Genomic DNA, 18295 nt, shown 5'->3' with positions numbered 1-18295 from the left:
TTTTATATAATTGTTTATTTATTAAGTTTTTCTTTTAAAGCATATAATCCTAATATATAACTATATATTCCAAAACCCGCAATCTGACCTACACATACAGGAGCTGTAACAGATTTATGCCTAAATTCTTCTCTTTTATGAATATTAGAAAGATGCACTTCTATAGTAGGAATATTAATAGAAGCAATAGCATCTCTTATAGCATAACTATAATGGGTGTAAGCTCCAGGATTTATAATAATGCCATCGACTTTTTCAAAATAAGCTTGCTGTAATTTATCAATTAAATCTCCTTCATAATTAGACTGAAATATTTCTACCTCAAATCCTATATTAGAAGCTTCTTTAGTTATTAATTCGTTTAAAGTTTTATATGAAATTTCTCCATAAATCCCTTTTTCTCTTATACCTAAAAAATTTATGTTTGGTCCATTAATAACAAGAATTTTTTTCATAATATATTATCCCCTTATGTAATCTAAAATATTAGATATAATTTCATTAATAGATTTATTATCTGTATTAACAATAAAATCAGCCGCTCTTTCATATAAAGGAGCTCTTTCATTTAATAAGGATTTTATGGTTTCTAATTTATTATTTGTATTAAGAAGTGGTCTAGTATTATCATTTTTTACATTTTTAAAAATAGTCATAGGAGCTGCTTTTAAATAAATTATAATTCCTCCACTTTTTAAAGAAAAAATATTATTAAAATTTTTTATGACTCCTCCTCCTGTAGCAATTACTAGATTATTTTTCGCAGCAATTTGAGAAATTACTTTTTCTTCTAACTTTCTAAACTTAACCTCTCCATATTTTGCAAAAAAATCTGATATACTAATCCCAATGGATTTTTCTATTTCTTCATCAGAATCAATAAAAGAATATTTAATTTTTTTTGCAAGTTCTTTTCCAATGGTAGATTTACCACATCCCATAAATCCTATTAAAACAATATTTGATTTATTTTTCATATTCCTCATGTCTCGGATTCCTTTTTACTATAATTGCTGCCTTTATGAGTGCCGAAAGTATATCTACATCAAATTGCTGTTGAAGAGTATTAAGTTTAGTATATAATCTTCCTTTTTGAGTTACAATATAATGAGGCTTTAACGAATTTAAAGCTATGGCTGCAATATCCATTTTACATTTATGACAATCACAAACTTTTAGTTCTTTTATTACATTATCTATTTGAAGAAATACTAAATCTTCCATATAATTTTTAATTTCTAACATAAAAACCCCCTTAAATTAATAAAATATTACTCTTTTATAGTCTCAATCGGATAAATATTAACTTTTCCTGTGCCTACAGCTACTGTTATTTTAACTTTAAACTTTTCGGTTTCTAGCCAAATATGTCCTGAAGAAGCTACTGTCCCCTTAGGTGTAAATATAATTTGTTTAGGATATGTAAAAGCCATTTGCCCCATTTTTATATCTGAATGTAATTGTATCTTTTTATCAATAGAATCAAGTAATCCATGGGAAATAGTATATACATTATTTTCATTTAAAAATTTAATAAAATATCTTTTATTATTTTTAATTGCTTGATGTTGAGTATGAATTATATTCATTTTTAGTTCATTAGCAGCGTTTTTAAGAGAGATCTTTTCTAATATATCAAAAGAAGGTGCTACTATACAACCTACAATCGCAACAATAGTAAGTACAACTAATAATTCTATTACAGTGAATCCATTTTCTCTTTTCAATAATATCCTTCCTTATTATAGCAAAAGCAAGATTAAAACTCTAATTCATTTTTGATCTTTCTAAATAATTGCTCTAAAGCTTCTTTAGGAATGACTGTTTCATTCCAAATTTCATAAGCTCTTGCGGCTTGATAAAACAACATACCAAATCCATTTAAAGTTTTACATCCTGCTTTTCTTGCTTTTTTTAAAAATAAAGTTTCTGAAGGGGTATATATCAAATCCACTGCAATTTTTATTTGATTAAAAAAGTCATCGTTTTTTATTGGAGACTCATCTTCTTTAGGAGTCATTCCCACAGAAGTTGTTTGAAAACATAAATCAAAATACATATTTTTATCAATAGTATCTAAGGAAATAGATTTAACAGGTATATTGTAAAATAAAGAAACATCTTTAGCTAATTTTTCCGCTTTTTCTAATGTACGATTAGCAATTACTATTTCTTTTGGAGATTGGGAAGCTATCATCATAGAAGTAGCTCTAGCTGCTCCTCCTGCTCCTATAATAAGTATACTTTTATCTTTTATAGAAATATTATTTTCTTTAAGAGATATAAGCAGTCCTTCGGCATCTGTGTTATATCCTATATAACCATCTTTTGACCATTTTAATGTATTAACAGCTCCAATTTGTTTTGCATATCCTTCTACCTTAGAAAGAAAAGGAATTACTTTTTGTTTATGAGGGACAGTAACATTTAATCCTTTAATGTTTAACTCATAAGCTCCTTGTATGGCTTTTTTTAGTCCCTCAGGGGAAACTTCAAAAGGGAGATAAACCATATTATTTTTCATTAAATTTCCTATACTATTATGAATGATTGGAGATAAGGTATGACTTATAGGATATCCTATTAAACCATAAACTTTAGTTTTTCCATTAACAATATTAATAATGCTCATCTTTCTACCTTCCTTGTTGCCAAATATATATTTATTATGATTTTCTCTAGTCCCCTTTTGATTTTAGTAATCCATTCATCTCTTTCACTAATAGGAACAACTAGAATAGTCATAATCCCTACTCTATTTCCTCCCCATACATCAGTAAATATCTGGTCTCCAATAATAACGGTACTATCTTTGTTTGTATTCATAAGCTGCATAGCCTTTTTAAAACTTCTTCTTCTTGGCTTTGCAGCTTTATGAATAGTATATACTTTTAATTTTTCATTGAATTTGATAACCCTTTCTTCTGTATTATTGGACATCAGACAAATTTTAAACCCTTCTTCTTTTAATTTTTTAAAAAAATTTATTAATTTTTTATTTGGATATTCTATATCAAAAGGAGCTAGAGTATTATCAATATCAAAAATTAATCCTTTTATTTTTTTTTCTTTTAAATCTTTAATGTCTAAATCAAATACTGAATCAATATAATCCGTAGGAAATAATCGTCTTAACATGCTGCACCTCTATATATAGCTAATAACATACTAACTATTTTCTTGTTTTTCTTCATCTTCTATAGACTTTATAAAAACATATTTTATATTTTTAATTTTCGGTCCTTGTTCTCCATTATTTTTTATTGTTACTAAATATTGATACATCATATTATCCATATTATAATCTGATAATTCGACCTCAGCAGGAATTTCTACAATATATTTTCTTAATTTTTTAGATGTATCAATGTGAACAAAAATATTTATATCTTCTTTTGATATATTTAAAGATAAAATATCATCCTTAGTTGGAATTATCGTTTTAGGGAATTGATTTTTATAATCTGCTTTTTCTAATAACATATAATCTTTTAACCCTAAATCATTTAACATTTCAACATATGTATTATAATTCATATCATAAGCATATTGATAATAATTATAAGCATCTTTATCCTGATTCATAAATTGATTAAAAAATAATTTTATTAATTGTTCGTCTGAAGTATTAGGAGCATCTAAATAATCTATTCTTTTTACAAATTCATTATTTATTATACTCCTTCTGTTCTTTTCTGGCACAGATAATTCACTATTTTCCTTTATACTAGATATATATATTTTATTATCATTAATTTGTTCTAATTCTACAATGTAAGAACATTGTACTTTGATTTCATCTTTTTCATCTTCTATTATATCATTATTTTTTATAGTATAGTAGTTTTTGCTACTATCATAACTATATATTTGATTAAATCTTTCTTTCGTTATTACTGTGCCTTTTACATTTACATAAGCAGTTAAAATAATATTATTTTCATTTTTTTCTATAAGATCATAACTTACATCTTCTACATCTCCATATCCTATTATAACATTTCCATTGATTTCTACAAAACGAGGAAAATGAACATTAGTTGTTAAAAATTGTTTTTGAATCTTTTCCTCCAAATTAGGAGATATAAATCCTTGTAAAAGTTCTAGAGAAGCCTCTTTAAAATCTTCATATTCTTCCCAATAACTTTCATCTACTTTTATCGGATAAGTATTAAGAGTTAAAATAGTCTTTTCATCAGGAGTAAAATACTGCCTAAAAAATCTAGTTAATTCAACTTTTAAAGTATCTTCTTTTTGTTCTTGAACATTTTGTTGAAGATTATTAGAACTCTCAAAATCAGTTAGATTACTAACTTCTGTAGAACATCCTACAAAAAATAATATCATTACAATTATACTTACACATATCTTATACTGTATTTTTATCAATGTTATCACTCCATTTTATTTTATTAATCTGTCTGATATAAACTGGTTAATTCAAACTGAAGTAATTTATTATCATCACTAGTTTGATTAATTTCTATAACTGATTTAGAATCAAAGCCTACTTTTTGTACTTGTTCAAAATCTATGCTAGGCTTTAAAATTTCTTCTACAATGTTTTTTTCTATATCATCATCATTTGCTACATAATAACTTGTAAGCCCTAAATAATCAAAAACTAATCTTTTTAAAGATTTATCCTTAAATATAGTGTTAAAAAGTATATCTTTATCATAATTAATAGTTACATCACTTTCTATAAGTACTCCTGCATATTTACCTTCTGCTAAGTCTTGAGTGTAAATCTTCCCTTTTTCTTCTTGCTGTCCTTTAGAAATAATAATTCCATTAAAATTTTCTACTCCATCTATTACAACTTTACCACTGGATACAACTATACCGTTAAAAGTAGCTTTACTTTCATCGCTTGCATAAAGAGTTATACTTCCATTACCTTTATCTATTATTATTGTATTTATAGGTCCCTCTTCATCATAAAATTCACTAACATTTATTGGAATATTATTTCCCAATGAGGTCTCTAATACATATAAGGGATTATCCTTATCCCATTCTGTATTATCAATGGTTATATCTGAATTAATAATATCTTTATCAAATTCCATTTCCTCTGGTTCAAATGTGGGACCTCCTTTTAAACCTTTATAAAAGATATCTCTTTTAATAAACATATAACCTTCTATTCCTCTATAATTATAAGCTGAATCATACTTATCTTCTCCAGATATAAAATAATTTCTTTTAAAAGGATTAATATTTTCTTCTTCTCCATTTAAATAATCATAAGCATCTTTAATAATGTCTATTATATTATAATCACTTTTATCAATAATTTTAGCATTCCAATTAGAATTAATAGTATAAAGACCTTCTTCTGTTAGAGATTTACTATTATTTTTATTATCATTCCCCATATTAAATAATGCTGATAATTCTTCACTTTCATCAAATTCATCATGGGTTTTTATTGGATTTTTAGCACTTTCATATGGATATCCATCATATAATATTCCATTGGCACTAATTTTAGCTGGAGCATAAAAATAATTATTTATATTTAATTTTATTTTATCCTTATTAATAGCATCTTTTCTTAAATCTAAATATCTTGAATCTCCTTCAGCTTTATAATTTTCTGGAGAGTATGCATCTAAAAAACTTACATCCTCAAAAGGTTCTCCCATACTTTCATATAATTTACTAAAATTTTTACCTCCATCAAAACTTATAAAAGCTTGGCCATGGACAAAAGCATTACCATCTATTTTGATTTTTGTATTTTCTCCCATGGCATAAATCCCACTAGCTTTATTAGGATTTGGATCTTCTATTTCTTTTACATCTATATTAGTTATCCCAAACACATTTCCTTTAATATATATTTGATCATTTTTAACATATCTATCAATAGCTATATCATTGTCCACATATACATCTCCGTCAATTAATATCTTCTGTCCTGTAACCCTAGCAGATATACTTCTATTATTAGGAGTCCCATATTGATTAAAATAAGGATAGTCATCTTCTATAACTACAGAATTAGCAAAAACATCATTTTTTACCTCAATCTTAGTCTCTCTATCATCATTATATTCTTTTATAGTATGAAGGTTTGCTAAAGTTATAGCATTTCCATCAATGGTTAAATCACCTCCATGGGATGCATATATACCTCCATACTCTTCTAACTCTGGATATGAACCATCGTCATTTTTATCTGGAGGTAGATAACCTCTAGCCCTTACATCTCCATTAATTGCAACCTTTGCTTCATTTGTTACAACTAAATCTCCAAAGGTTAATATAGGACTTCTAAAGGTATTCGGGATATTACCATCTTTCCAATTATATTCTTCTAATAAAAGTCCTTTATAATCAATATTAGAAAGATCTATATTCCCTTCTAAAGTTATTTTGGATATCTCTTCTTCTTCTTTATTTTTTAAAACAGCTGTTGAAAGAACTTCAAATCCAACTGTTTTATTTTCTTCATCTTTTTTAGAAGTTAATACTACTGTAACTTCTGATTTGTTTTTTTCATCTGTTAATTCATATTGAAACTCTATCTTATCATCTTCCATATTTTCTTCTATTTTATCAAATGCTTCTTCTTTTATACTCTCATATACATCTTTTAATAAAAATTCTCCATCATATGAATTAAAACCATTTTCATAATCTAATTCATAATCTAAGACACCATATTCTCCAGACTCTATCTTTTCTTTGTATTCATCAGCTACTTCCTTTATTATTTCAAACCTTTTTTCTATAAGAATTTTATTTAGATTATCTACCATTTTTTCTGCTCCTGATTGTGCAGCATAATAAAGATTAGACGTATTTTTATAAGCCTGACTTATTTCAAAATGGGAGAATGATACCGCCATAATTGCTCCTACTATTAAAAACATACATAATGTTAAAAGAATAACTAGTATAAGAGCATTTCCTCCCTGGTTCTTATACAATCTTTTTATACTTTTTTTCAACCTTCACTCCCTCCCATACTATAGGAATAAATATCTATCATTTCTTTAAGAATATCTGAAGTTTTTCTATCTCTAACAATAATTCTTATTACATAATTCTTTTTAGCAGTTAATTTATTCTGTCTTTCTATAAAAATATTACCTTCTGCTTCTGTCTGTATAGGAAATATTTCTATATTTTTATTGGCAGGATAAATAGTTAAAATTATGGTAGAACTAGTGTTATTTTCAATAGTGATGCTTTCACTTTTGTTTAATTTTGAAACATCTACTTCTATTTTTATATTTTCATCTTCTAATTCTGGTTTATTATCAACTACTATCTTGTTACTTTTTTTATAGAAAGTTATATTTTCTTCATATTTCTCACTAATATCATCAACCCACTCTTCTTCATCATATTCTATTTTTAATGCTGACAAAGACTCAAATTCATTTCCAAAATATTTAGAATCTATATTACTTAAATTTAATTCAATTATCTGCTCTATATTTAAAGATTCAGGGAGGGTATTTGTATCTCCACCATCAATATATATAAATTTATACAACTCATCTATATCTTTTTTTAATTCATACTTATCAATTCCTTCTTCTGTTTCTTTGATATAAACTTCATAATTATAGTCATCACCTTTAAACTCTCTATTAAATGTCTCCTTTTCTTCATTTAAAAAATCGTATAATTGTTTTATTTCTCTTTTTTTTCCTAAATTTTCTCCGTTTTTTAACTTTTCTCCTACTTCTTTTTTTATCCTTTCTGATAAATTTTGTGCCATTATAACTGCTTCATAATATTTTTTTCCTTTTATGGAATTTTTAGTTGAACTAAACGCTATTGATAAAATAGGGATAATACATATAGCGAAAATAGCCATCGCTATTAATACTTCTATATATGAAAAACCAGATTGATTTTCTTTTTTTAAAAACTGGCTTATTTTATTCATATCCAAACTCCTAAATTTAAGATATCATTACTTTAATATTTTCTTTAGTCTCCCCAGGCTTTATAGGAGAGCCATTATAAGTATATATATATATTCTGTCTTTGAAATTTCCTTTAATCTCAACAGGCAAAATGTTTTCTGTATTATTTTGTATGTAAATATTTGTCTTTAATTCTTGATTTTTCTTAATAGACACAACTGTAGAATCTACTACTAATCTACCTTTATCTATAAACATTTCTTTTTTATAACTTTTCCGGGCTTCATCTTCTGCTTCTATAGCATATTCATAACCTGTAGGATTTACTTTTAAATAAAAATCTACAGGCTTTGTAGTCTTCGTTTGAACCGTAGTATATTCACCTACATCTCCTGGACCTACTATATAAAAATTATCTCCTGAAGCATAAGCATCTTTAATAGCTATTTTAAAACTAGCCTCTATCAAATTATTCTCTTCTGTATTATCTGAATTTTCTGCATATATATCTTTTTCTAAAATTCCTTCTACATATGATACATTTTCTTGTTCTTCTCCTAAAGATGATATAGTTTTAAAAGGATTTTTATATTCATAATCATATTCCATAAAATTATAGTTTGAAATATTATTTTCTTTGTTATCATTATTTAATACAGTATAAGTATATAAATCTATATTAGCTTGAACATATTCACTATCTTCTTTAGGACTTATTTCTATTTTCCTAATTGTAAAGAATTTTATAGAACTTTTAAGTTGTTCAACAAAAGTTTTTAAATCTTCATAGTTTCCAAAAACTTCTAAAGTAATAGCAACTTCCCCATATTTATATTGACTTTCTTCTTCTATAATTTTTTCTACTGGTTCGTTCAATTCAATTTTTTCTAAACCTAATGCATTTAATTTTATATAGTCTTGAATAGAAATTAATTTTTTAGCTGTTTCAGAATATGGTAGTATCTTTATTCTAGATTTATTTAATTCTGCTTCTGTCTGTTCTATTCTTTCTTTTATAACATCTATATTTTCAAGTTCTTTTTCTTTTATTTCTATTTCTTCACTTACTGCTTTTATATCTTCATCTAATTGTTTTATCTGTTCTATTTGGCTAGATAATATAAACTTATAATAAAGAATTCCACTTCCTATAATAAGTAAAAATATTAAAATAAATAATTCTTTATTACTCTTCTTCAATTTCATCGTTTTCTTCTGCCCCTTCCACTTCTGCACCTTCCATTTGCAGAGTTAATTGGTATTTTACTATTGTTTTATTATTTAATACTTCCCTATTAGTTTCCATATCTACTTTTTCTACAAAAGGTAAATTAGTAAGTTGAACTACATATTCTGAAACTTTTTCTTCTTCAGTAGTACTGCCTTCCATTTGTATTGATTTTATTTCATCATCCATATTTAAATTTTCTATATACATATCTGTAGGAAGAAAGCCTATAAGTAAATCTAAATTAGCTCCACTAACTATTGATTCTTCTTCTATTTCATTTAATAATTGATTTAAAGAATTAAGCTGTTTTTGTTTTTGCATTAATTCTTCTTTTACCTCATCGATAACTTTATATTTAGCATCAGTTAATTGCATATTTAGCTGAGTTAACTTTTCTTTTCTATTTTTTATCATACCATAAGGAGTTGAAATTCCTATAATTATTCCTAATATAATAAAGAAGCCTATGCCCATATATACGTTTCGAAGTATTTTTTTCTTTTCTTTTACAACATGCTCCTTTGGCATTAAGTTTATATCTTTCAAAATTATCCCTCCATTACATACGACTAATTAGGCCTAAAGCATTAACTAAATATAAAAAGTCTTTTTTAAAATCGACTGAATTTTCTATATCAATACCATCTAAATCTGAATAATTTGCTATAGAAGTATCAATATTAAGAATTCTTTGTATATATTTATCAATATTTTTTAAATAAGCTCCTCCTCCTATCAGATAAATTTTATTAATTTTTTTTGCATTTTTTCTTGAATTATAAAATTCTAAAAAGCGCATGATTTCTTGAATAATATTATTTTCAATATCTTCTCTAACAGAATCATTAATATTATTTTGATACAAATCATCGGTCATAGAATCTTCTTTATAATCATAATCTAAAGAAATTTTTCTTTTAAATTCTTCAATTTTTACTATATCTTTTACTCCTAATTCTTCTTCAATCAATGAATTTATATAATCTAAACCATAAAGTATAGAACGACTAAATAAAATATTCCCTTCCGAAAGAATAGTAGCAGTCGTAGTCTGTCCACCTAGGTCTAATATCATAATAGAATTAGGTTCTTCCTCTTGAGAAATCATAGATTTTGTTTTAAATACTCTTGAAATGCAATTAGGAATAATATCTATAAATTTAGGTTTTAAATTAAGTTTTTGAACTAAATCTATAGAACTATTTATTATAGAATTAGGAGCTGCTACTAATAATACATTTAATCTTTTCCCTTCTTCTGTTTCTACTTCATCTAATATCTTAAAATCAGTTTGATAATCTGATACATCTATGGGGAAATATTCATCTTTTTGGTATTCCAAAACTGTTTTTAACTCTTTTTCTGGAAGAGCAGGCATTAATACGTCTCTAGTTATAATACCTGTCCCTTGAACTATAATTGCAGTATTTTGTTTTAAAAGTTTTTTAGTTATAATAAATTCTTCTATAGATTTTTTTATAGAATTAATATCTACAATAAAACCATCTCTAACAGAATCTTTGGGTGTTGGTATTATTTTATAATTAGATAAACTTATATTTTTCCCCTTTTTTGTCCCTTGAACAATTTTTATATTTGTATTTCCTATCTCTATTCCTAATAAAGTTTTTTCCATTCTAAAAAAAGTTTGTCCCATATTAATCCCGTCCTCTACTCCTTATATATTTTATTTTTATATTTAATAGAAACTTCCCCTGTTATATCATAAGTTTCTTTATCATTTTTTTTAGCCGTAATTATTATTTTAAGTATATCATCATCAGATACTTTAAATTGAATATCTGTTATATTCTCCGCTAACACTTGATAAATATTATATTTTACTTTATCTTCATCAAGTGTAAACATTACATCACCATCATACTTTCCTTCACCAATACTAACTTTACCATCCCCATCTATATCTAATTTTAAAGTTCTAAAAGCATCAGTTCTAGAAAAGATAATAATTCCTTTTGATCTTCTTATTTCTTCTATCATAAAATCTAAAGTAATTCTTGAATTTTTAAGAGCTTCTATATCACTTTGAACTTTTGTTGCATTCTTAGTAGTACTATACATTAAACTCCCAACACTAATAGAAAGTATGCTAAATAGAGTTAGAGCTATTAATACTTCCACTAAGGTATATCCTTTTTGTTTATATAAAATACTTTTAATCTTTTTCATACCTACACCTGCTCTAATCAATAATAAATATTTTGCCAGTTAACGCATTTACAGTAACTTCCTTTTTAAATTTATCATCCGCTTGTAACATAATATTAATTTTTTCTTTTTGATGCTCTCCTTCTATAATAAGTTCTGAAAAATCAATTATTGTTCCATCTTCTGCTAATACTATTTGAATTCTTCCTCTATTATCAAACTGAATTTCTTTAATTAACTTATCTCCATCTTCATATTTTACAACTGGTCTAATTTTAACAATATCATCTCCAATAGAATTGGTATTTTTAAATATATCTTCAGGTTCTATTTGATAATTTTTATAATAAATCTCTCCATCTATATTTTCTTCATTTTCAAATATTATTTTATATTTATATCCTCCCTTTTCATCTTTTGTATTAAAATGAGTTTGAGCAAAAAAACGCACCTTTTGAATATCCATGGAAAGTTGAGAAGATATATTTTTAAGTCTATGTCTATGAACAATACCAAAAGATGGCATTATAATAGCTCCTGCTATACCAATAACAGCTAATACAATAAGGATTTCTGTAATAGTTATACCCTTTTGATTTTTTATATATTTTCCCATAAAATAATTCCTCCACGGAGCCAAAAATTACAACAAAGATAAATACCAATTGATAATTTGTTCTCCCCAATATATATAAGTAAAACTTCCTAGCGTTAAAAAAGGACCAAAAGGAATAGTAGATTTTCTATCCTTTTTTTTGGTAATTAAAAGAATAATGCCTATAACTCCCCCTATAACGCATCCTAAAAATAAAGTTAAAAAAATCCCTTTCATTTCTAAAAACAAACCAATAACTCCCATTAATTTCATATCTCCAGCTCCCATTCCTCCACGGGAAATTAGTATTATAATAAGAATAATTACAACACCACAAACTAAGCCTAAAGTTCCATTTAAAATAGGGCTTGTCGACTTTTTTATAAAAAATTCGACAAAATTATAAAGTGTTCCTAATACTAAGCCGAAAATAATAAGGGAGTTTGGAATAATTTTTTCTTTATAATCTATCACTGCAATAACTAATAATAAAGAAGAAAATATAGCATAAAAAATAAAATAATGACTAATACTAAATTTATAAAATAATAATAAATAAATTATTCCATTAATAAATTCTACTAAGGGATACTGGATGCTAATTTTTTTACCACAATATCTGCACTTTCCTTTTAAAAATAAAAAACTAAATATAGGTATTAAATCTAAGGGTTTTAATTTATGATTACAATGAAAGCAGTGGGATGGTGGAAAAGCTATGGATTGTTTCAGGGGAATACGAAAAATACATACATTTAAAAAACTACCAATAATTAATCCTAAAAAGAAAATTAAAAGATACATTATATTTGTCCTTTCTTTTTTACAAATCCTTATCAAATATCTAAATAGATATTTGATAAGGATTGATACAATAATTATAATTCAAATGATTAATCTTCTTCAATTAAACTATCAGCTATAAATTCTTTATCTGAATCTGATAAGTCGCTAATAATAGCTTTTACATTTTCACTTACACTGTCTCCTCCAGAAATAATAGCTTTTCCATTAGTAGCATCATAGGAAAATGTTAATCCGTTTGTTTGAGGTTTAGGGAAAGAATCTAAGTATTCTTTTTCATATAATACTGTTAATCCACCATTTTTACCTGCAGCATACTCAGTAGTGTAATTAATGTCTTCATTCTCTCCTGGATATTCACCATGTTCTGCCATATATAAGGCGATTTGTTTGTTAATTTCTCTAATAGAAGCAACATCTGATTTTACTTTTGATTTTGTTGTAGCTTTTGCAAAGTTAGGTGCAATAATAGCTCCTAATATTGCAATTATAGCAATAACAATGATTAACTCTATCATTGTAAAACCTTTTTCTTGTTTAAATAATTTTTTTATCATATTATCATCTCCCCTTTTATTTATTTTGTTTTTTGTTTTTGATTTTAAGTATTGATTATTTTCTTGTTCCATTTTTTTCACCTCCTTATTGTAAGATTATATATATGTAAAAAACATATATATCATTATTAATTATATTTGAGTAGCCAAACTAAACATTGGCATCATAATAGCTAACATTATAAAACCTACAGCAGCTCCCATTATTAAGGTTATAATAGGTGATATCATAGTTGTCATTTGATCTATGGCTACTTCTACTTCATCTTGATAAAATTGAGCTGCTTTTTCCATCATGGAATCTAATGCTCCTGATTCTTCTCCTATACGAATCATACTAATCATCATAAGGGGAAATAAGCCTCTTTGCTGCAATGCTACAGCAAGACTTCCTCCCTGCTTTATTTCATTAATACAGTCATCTATTATTTCTTGTGCTATTAAATTTTGAACTACTTTTTTAACTACTTCCATAGTTTGTATAATAGGTATCCCTGCTTTTAATAAAATATTTAGAGTTTGAGAAAAATTAGCAGCTATTATTTTTCTATTTACATTTCCAAATATCGGCATATTAAGAGCGTATTTATCAAAAACATATTTAATATTTTTATTTTGGTTAGCATATTTAAACCCAAATATTAGTAAAATAATTATTCCTATTAATATGTACCATTTTTCTTTTATAAAATTACTAATATCAATCAATGCTAAAGTAATACCGGGCAACTGTGCCTCTGCATCTTGAAACATACTAATATACCTTGGTACAACAAAAACAATCAATCCTATAACTACAGCAACCATTAATGTCATAACTATTACAGGATATGTCATAGCTTTTTTTACTTGAGATTGTATTTTAACTTGTTTTTCAAAATGTTCTGCCATTTGCTTCATGGAAAAATCTAAATTACCACTAACTTCTCCTGCTTCTATCATATTAATAAGTATAGAAGGAAATTCTTTATATTCTTTCATTGCTTCAGATAAACTTCTTCCCTTTTGAACTTCTTCATAAACTTTTTGAATAATTTCTTTTAAACTTCTATTTTGTATTTGTTTTCTTAATATATCTAAGGCTCCTCCTATTGATATCCCTGATTCTATCATAACTGCAAATTGACGACAAAATATAGCAATATCTTTTATTTTTACTTTAGGTTTAAAAATAGGTAATTGTTCTAAATCTGTATTCCATGCCGTTTTTTCTTTTATTTCTATGGGAATTAGTTGTTTTTTTACTAAATAGTGTCTTATATCTATTTCTGAATCAAGTTCTAATTCTCCTTTTATAAGATTTCCTCTAAAATCTCTTGCTTTATATGTATAAACTGGCATAATTCATCTCCCTTTAAAAACTTATTAAAAGTCTTTTTATTGTTTCTTGATCTTGAGCATAAGTTAATGCTTCTTGCTTATCTATTATCCCTCTTTTATAAAGATTAGCTAAATCCATATCCATAGAATGCATACCATATTTATTCCCTGTTTGGATCATAGAATTTATCTGATGGGTTTTTCCTTCTCTAATTAAATTGGATATAGCAGGAGTGGTAATCATTATTTCAGTAGCTAAGACTCTCCTTTTCCCATCTTTAGACCTTATAAGCTGCTGTGATATTACTCCTTTTAATACATTTGATAATTGAACTTTTATTTGCTGTTGTTGATAAGGAGAAAAAACATCTATTATCCTATCAATTGTTTGAGCAGCTCCTATAGTATGTAATGTCGATAAAACTAGATGCCCGGTTTCCGCTGCAGTAATAGCAATAGATATAGTTTCTAAATCTCTCATTTCTCCAACTAAAATTACATCTGGGTCTTCTCTAAGAGCTGCTCTTAGAGCTACCCCATAAGACTTAGTGTCCGGTCCTATTTCCCTCTGATTTACAATACTTTTATTATGTTTATGTAAATATTCTATTGGATCTTCTAAAGTAAGTATATGACATGCTCTTTCACGATTAATCTGATCTATCATAGCCGCTAAAGTGGTTGATTTTCCACTTCCTGTTGGTCCAGTTACTAATACTAAACCTCTAGTATTTTTAACTAATTCTTTGACTGCAACAGGGAGGCCTAATTCTTCTATAGAAGGAATATTAAACGATACCAATCTTAAAGCTGCAGCACAAGTTCCCCTTTGCCTATATACATTTATCCTAAATCTTCCTATTGACGACAACCCATAAGAAAAATCTATTTCCCCATCTCTTAAAAAAGCTTGTTTTTTATTTTCATCCTTTAATAATTGCATTACTAAATCTTCTGTATCCTTAGGCGTTAGTTTTGGCATATCAGCAGGTTTTAATTTTCCATTAATTCTAAATACCGGGGGGATCCCTACAGTTATATGTATATCTGATGCTTTAAGTTGTGTTGCTAAAGCTAGTAGTTCTTTAATATCCATTTTATGCCCCCTATTCTTGGCTATAAGCCACTCTAATCATCTCTTCTACAGTAGTTTTACCTTCTAATACATTCCTTCTAGCATTATCCCAAAGAGTATTCATTCCATTATTAATGGCTACTTCTTTTAATTCTTCATCATTAGTTCCTTTGGCAATTAGTGCTCTAAGAGTCGAATCAAGAACCATTATTTCATGAATTGCCATCCTACCTTTATACCCTGTATTAGAACATAATGGACACCCCTCTCCTTTATATACCACTGTATCCTTTGAAACTTTTAAAGCTCGTGCTTCTTCTTCAGTAAGAGTAACTGGGGTTTTACAATGCTCACAAATTTTTCTTACTAATCTTTGAGCAATAATTCCTTTAACAGCTGTAGCCACCATATATGGTTCTATACCCATATCTATCATACGAGTAACTGAACTTGGTGCATCATTAGTATGAAGAGTACTAAATACTAGATGACCTGTTATGGCAGCTCTTACTGCAATGCTACAAGTTTCACTATCCCTCATTTCTCCTATCATAATTATATCTGGGTCTTGACGAAGAATAGCTCTTAAAGCATTAGCAAAAGTTAATCCTGCCTTTACATTTACATTAACCTGATTTATACCCTCTATCATATTTTCCACAGGATCTTCTACAGTTATAATATTCACATTAGGCCTATTTAATTCTCTTAATGCTGTTGCTAAAGTAGTAGATTTTCCACTCCCTGTTGGTCCTGTAAGTAATATTATACCATGAGGAATTTTTAAAAGATTAGAGAATTTTTCTAAATCTTCCGGGAAAAATCCTAATTGTTCTTTCTTTAATTGCATACCTTTTCTATAAATTAAACGAATAACTACTTTTTCCCCATATATAGTAGGCAATACACTGACCCTTAAATCTAACTGGTTATCATCTAAATCAACTCCTATTCTTCCATCCTGTGGTATTCTTTTTTCTGCAATATTCATTTTGCCAAGTATTTTTATTCTACTTACTATGGAATTTAAAGCTGATTTTTCAGTTCTTAAAAATTCCTGCAGTTGTCCATCAATTCTTAATCTAATTCTCACATAATCTTCAAAAGGTTCTATATGAATATCACTGGCATTTTTTGCTATAGCTTGTTCAATAATACTATTTACTAATTTAACTGCCGGAGAATTCATAACATCTTCTTCTGATTTATCATCATTATTACGTATAGCTTGTTTTTTTAACTTTTCTTGTATTTCTTTTTCAAATTCTGCTGCTATGTCTGCTGTCTTATTTGCTCCATACATTCTATCAATTGCTTGTTTTATATCTTTTGTATTTGCAATTACGGGAATTACTTCCATTTTAGATGTGATACGAACATCATCTAAAGCAAATACATTTAAAGGGTCACTCATTGCAACTATAAGATTATTGTTTTCAATTTTTATTGGAATCAACATATATCTTTTTGCTAAGTTCTCTCCAATTTTTAATGCAGCATTAGGGTCTATTATATATTTATTTAAATCCACATGAGGAATTCCTAATTGAAATTCTAAAACTTCTATAATATCTTCCTCTGTTACATAACCCTTTTCTACTAAAATTTCACCTATTTTTTTACCTGACTTTATTTGTTCTTTTAAAGCTTCTTCAAGTTGAGCACGAGTAATCATATCCGCTTGAAGAAGTAAATCTCCTAGTTTCTTTTTATGTCTTCTCTTCATATATATCACCATTTTTATCCTATTTGTAATATATTATATATAAATTAACATATTCTTGCAAATATTTTTAGCATTTTTTTTTATATAAATTTTAAAATTATATTATTATTAATATTTAGAATAATTATATAATAACATAAATGTGTTTTATTGTTATTTTTTACTAATATATGTAATATTCTTCTGTTCATTTAAATATACATAACTTAACCCTCTTTCACTTAAAAATTTTTACTTTAAAATTTCTTTCTCATACTATTTAAAAACTAATTTAAAGAAAATATTTTAATTTCAAATAGAAAAATCGTTTATATCCTATTCTAAGTATAATAGCAATATTATGCCATACTAAGAAGTGATACAAACGATTTATCTAGTAAATGTTTAGCACTTATTTACGACAAATATTATAACATATATAGTAAAAATTATAAAGCTAAAATATATTTTCCTTAGTGTAAAATAATTGTAGTAAAAATAGCCTTTATTTAATACTTTATAAAATATATAAATTTTTTAAAATATTTTTATAAAATATAAGGATTAATTCTACCTTCGAAAAAAATCATTAGTTGGTTAAATAATAAATTCTACTTCTCTTTTAATCTTGTTAACCCATCTACACTTTCATATTCTAATTTTATATCTAGTTATAACATTTCTTGTAGAGTATCTTAAATATATTATGAAGCTTTCCTGCTGTTTCTAAATTCCCATCTTTAATCATTTGTCTTAAGAATTTTTTAGTAATGTTGACATAGAAAAGCTCCTTTCTGATTTTATTATTTTTTGTAATTATTGCCAGAAAGGAGTGATTATTTTCGTTTAAGCACAAATTTTTTACACTACCTTTTTTCTATAATCAATTGTTATAAAATATTTTAAAATTACTAAAAAGAATAATGAATAAAGCAATATTAACTATT

At 26.4% G+C, this 18295-nt stretch carries 19 protein-coding genes; all 19 read right to left on the bottom strand.

Features of this window, described 5'->3' with window-relative positions; genetic code table 11:
• Positions 1-14: 14 nt before the first annotated feature.
• A complete protein-coding gene (aroQ, locus tag OM90_RS02220) occupies positions 15-455 on the bottom strand; it encodes a type II 3-dehydroquinate dehydratase (protein WP_058485247.1) in 441 nt (146 codons plus the stop codon).
• A 6-nt stretch (positions 456-461) separates the two neighbouring features.
• Positions 462-977: a shikimate kinase gene (locus tag OM90_RS02215; protein ID WP_058485345.1), complete on the bottom strand. Its 516-nt coding sequence runs from the start codon at positions 975-977 to the stop codon at positions 462-464.
• Complete coding sequence (locus OM90_RS02210) at positions 967-1245, bottom strand: late competence development ComFB family protein (protein ID WP_058485246.1); 279 nt, start codon at positions 1243-1245, stop codon at positions 967-969. The genes OM90_RS02215 and OM90_RS02210 overlap by 11 nt, the downstream gene beginning before the upstream one ends.
• A gap of 26 nt (positions 1246-1271) precedes the next feature.
• A complete protein-coding gene (locus OM90_RS02205) occupies positions 1272-1727 on the bottom strand; it encodes a prepilin-type N-terminal cleavage/methylation domain-containing protein (RefSeq protein ID WP_058485245.1) in 456 nt (151 codons plus the stop codon).
• Between the two features lie 32 nt (positions 1728-1759).
• Entirely contained in the window at positions 1760-2632 is an 873-nt protein-coding gene (gene aroE, locus OM90_RS02200) for a shikimate dehydrogenase (protein WP_058485244.1), read from the bottom strand.
• Positions 2629-3138, bottom strand: a complete 510-nt coding sequence (locus OM90_RS02195; RefSeq protein WP_058485243.1) for a YqeG family HAD IIIA-type phosphatase — start codon at positions 3136-3138, stop codon at positions 2629-2631. The genes aroE and OM90_RS02195 overlap by 4 nt, the downstream gene beginning before the upstream one ends.
• A gap of 30 nt (positions 3139-3168) precedes the next feature.
• Positions 3169-4389, bottom strand: coding sequence for a hypothetical protein (locus tag OM90_RS02190; protein WP_058485242.1), 1221 nt, complete (start codon positions 4387-4389; stop codon positions 3169-3171).
• Between the two features lie 23 nt (positions 4390-4412).
• A complete protein-coding gene (locus OM90_RS02185) occupies positions 4413-6962 on the bottom strand; it encodes a TadE/TadG family type IV pilus assembly protein (protein ID WP_058485241.1) in 2550 nt (849 codons plus the stop codon).
• Positions 6959-7912 (bottom strand): type IV pilus modification PilV family protein, encoded by a 954-nt coding sequence (locus OM90_RS02180; protein ID WP_058485240.1) that lies wholly within the window; start codon positions 7910-7912, stop codon positions 6959-6961. Before OM90_RS02180 ends, OM90_RS02185 begins: the two co-directional genes overlap by 4 nt.
• Positions 7913-7928: 16 nt before the next feature.
• The gene (pilO, locus tag OM90_RS02175) at positions 7929-9098 is read right to left on the bottom strand and encodes a type 4a pilus biogenesis protein PilO (protein WP_058485239.1); all 1170 of its coding nucleotides are present in this window, start codon (positions 9096-9098) and stop codon (positions 7929-7931) included.
• Entirely contained in the window at positions 9079-9669 is a 591-nt protein-coding gene (locus OM90_RS02170; protein ID WP_058485238.1) for a PilN domain-containing protein, read from the bottom strand. The genes pilO and OM90_RS02170 overlap by 20 nt, the downstream gene beginning before the upstream one ends.
• A gap of 13 nt (positions 9670-9682) precedes the next feature.
• Entirely contained in the window at positions 9683-10780 is a 1098-nt protein-coding gene (pilM, locus tag OM90_RS02165) for a type IV pilus assembly protein PilM (protein ID WP_058485237.1), read from the bottom strand.
• 14 nt (positions 10781-10794) lie between these two features.
• Positions 10795-11313 (bottom strand): type II secretion system protein, encoded by a 519-nt coding sequence (locus OM90_RS02160; RefSeq protein ID WP_058485236.1) that lies wholly within the window; start codon positions 11311-11313, stop codon positions 10795-10797.
• 13 nt (positions 11314-11326) lie between these two features.
• Positions 11327-11908 carry a pilus assembly FimT family protein gene (locus tag OM90_RS02155; RefSeq protein WP_058485235.1) on the bottom strand — a complete coding sequence of 194 codons (582 nt, stop codon included), beginning with the start codon at positions 11906-11908 and terminating at the stop codon, positions 11327-11329.
• Between the two features lie 27 nt (positions 11909-11935).
• Positions 11936-12691 (bottom strand): prepilin peptidase, encoded by a 756-nt coding sequence (locus tag OM90_RS02150; RefSeq protein WP_058485234.1) that lies wholly within the window; start codon positions 12689-12691, stop codon positions 11936-11938.
• A gap of 89 nt (positions 12692-12780) precedes the next feature.
• Positions 12781-13320: a prepilin-type N-terminal cleavage/methylation domain-containing protein gene (locus tag OM90_RS02145; protein WP_058485233.1), complete on the bottom strand. Its 540-nt coding sequence runs from the start codon at positions 13318-13320 to the stop codon at positions 12781-12783.
• 60 nt (positions 13321-13380) lie between these two features.
• Positions 13381-14589, bottom strand: coding sequence for a type II secretion system F family protein (locus OM90_RS02140; protein ID WP_058485232.1), 1209 nt, complete (start codon positions 14587-14589; stop codon positions 13381-13383).
• A gap of 13 nt (positions 14590-14602) precedes the next feature.
• Entirely contained in the window at positions 14603-15664 is a 1062-nt protein-coding gene (locus OM90_RS02135; RefSeq protein ID WP_058485231.1) for a type IV pilus twitching motility protein PilT, read from the bottom strand.
• Between the two features lie 10 nt (positions 15665-15674).
• Positions 15675-17369 (bottom strand): GspE/PulE family protein, encoded by a 1695-nt coding sequence (locus OM90_RS02130; RefSeq protein ID WP_058485230.1) that lies wholly within the window; start codon positions 17367-17369, stop codon positions 15675-15677.
• Positions 17370-18295 lie beyond the last annotated feature (926 nt).

The sequence above is a fragment of the Defluviitalea phaphyphila genome, assembly GCF_001466305.1.
Classification (GTDB): domain Bacteria; phylum Bacillota; class Clostridia; order Lachnospirales; family Defluviitaleaceae; genus Defluviitalea_A; species Defluviitalea_A phaphyphila.
The sequence above is the reverse complement of the archived record's forward strand: the minus strand, read 5'-3'. Positions and strand labels throughout refer to the sequence as shown.

Excerpts from the sequence above, each read along its gene's own strand:
- aroQ (WP_058485247.1), bottom strand. The coding sequence starts at position 455 with ATGAAAAAAATTCTTGTTATTAATGGACCAAACATAAATTTTTTAGGT.
- OM90_RS02215 (WP_058485345.1), bottom strand. The coding sequence starts at position 977 with ATGAAAAATAAATCAAATATTGTTTTAATAGGATTTATGGGATGTGGT.
- OM90_RS02210 (WP_058485246.1), bottom strand. The coding sequence starts at position 1,245 with ATGTTAGAAATTAAAAATTATATGGAAGATTTAGTATTTCTTCAAATA.
- aroE (WP_058485244.1), bottom strand. The coding sequence starts at position 2,632 with ATGAGCATTATTAATATTGTTAATGGAAAAACTAAAGTTTATGGTTTA.
- OM90_RS02195 (WP_058485243.1), bottom strand. The coding sequence starts at position 3,138 with ATGTTAAGACGATTATTTCCTACGGATTATATTGATTCAGTATTTGAT.
- OM90_RS02180 (WP_058485240.1), bottom strand. The coding sequence starts at position 7,912 with ATGAATAAAATAAGCCAGTTTTTAAAAAAAGAAAATCAATCTGGTTTT.
- pilO (WP_058485239.1), bottom strand. The coding sequence starts at position 9,098 with ATGAAATTGAAGAAGAGTAATAAAGAATTATTTATTTTAATATTTTTA.
- pilM (WP_058485237.1), bottom strand. The coding sequence starts at position 10,780 with ATGGGACAAACTTTTTTTAGAATGGAAAAAACTTTATTAGGAATAGAG.
- OM90_RS02160 (WP_058485236.1), bottom strand. The coding sequence starts at position 11,313 with ATGAAAAAGATTAAAAGTATTTTATATAAACAAAAAGGATATACCTTA.
- OM90_RS02155 (WP_058485235.1), bottom strand. The coding sequence starts at position 11,908 with ATGGGAAAATATATAAAAAATCAAAAGGGTATAACTATTACAGAAATC.
- OM90_RS02150 (WP_058485234.1), bottom strand. The coding sequence starts at position 12,691 with ATGTATCTTTTAATTTTCTTTTTAGGATTAATTATTGGTAGTTTTTTA.
- OM90_RS02145 (WP_058485233.1), bottom strand. The coding sequence starts at position 13,320 with ATGGAACAAGAAAATAATCAATACTTAAAATCAAAAACAAAAAACAAA.
- OM90_RS02140 (WP_058485232.1), bottom strand. The coding sequence starts at position 14,589 with ATGCCAGTTTATACATATAAAGCAAGAGATTTTAGAGGAAATCTTATA.
- OM90_RS02135 (WP_058485231.1), bottom strand. The coding sequence starts at position 15,664 with ATGGATATTAAAGAACTACTAGCTTTAGCAACACAACTTAAAGCATCA.
- OM90_RS02130 (WP_058485230.1), bottom strand. The coding sequence starts at position 17,369 with ATGAAGAGAAGACATAAAAAGAAACTAGGAGATTTACTTCTTCAAGCG.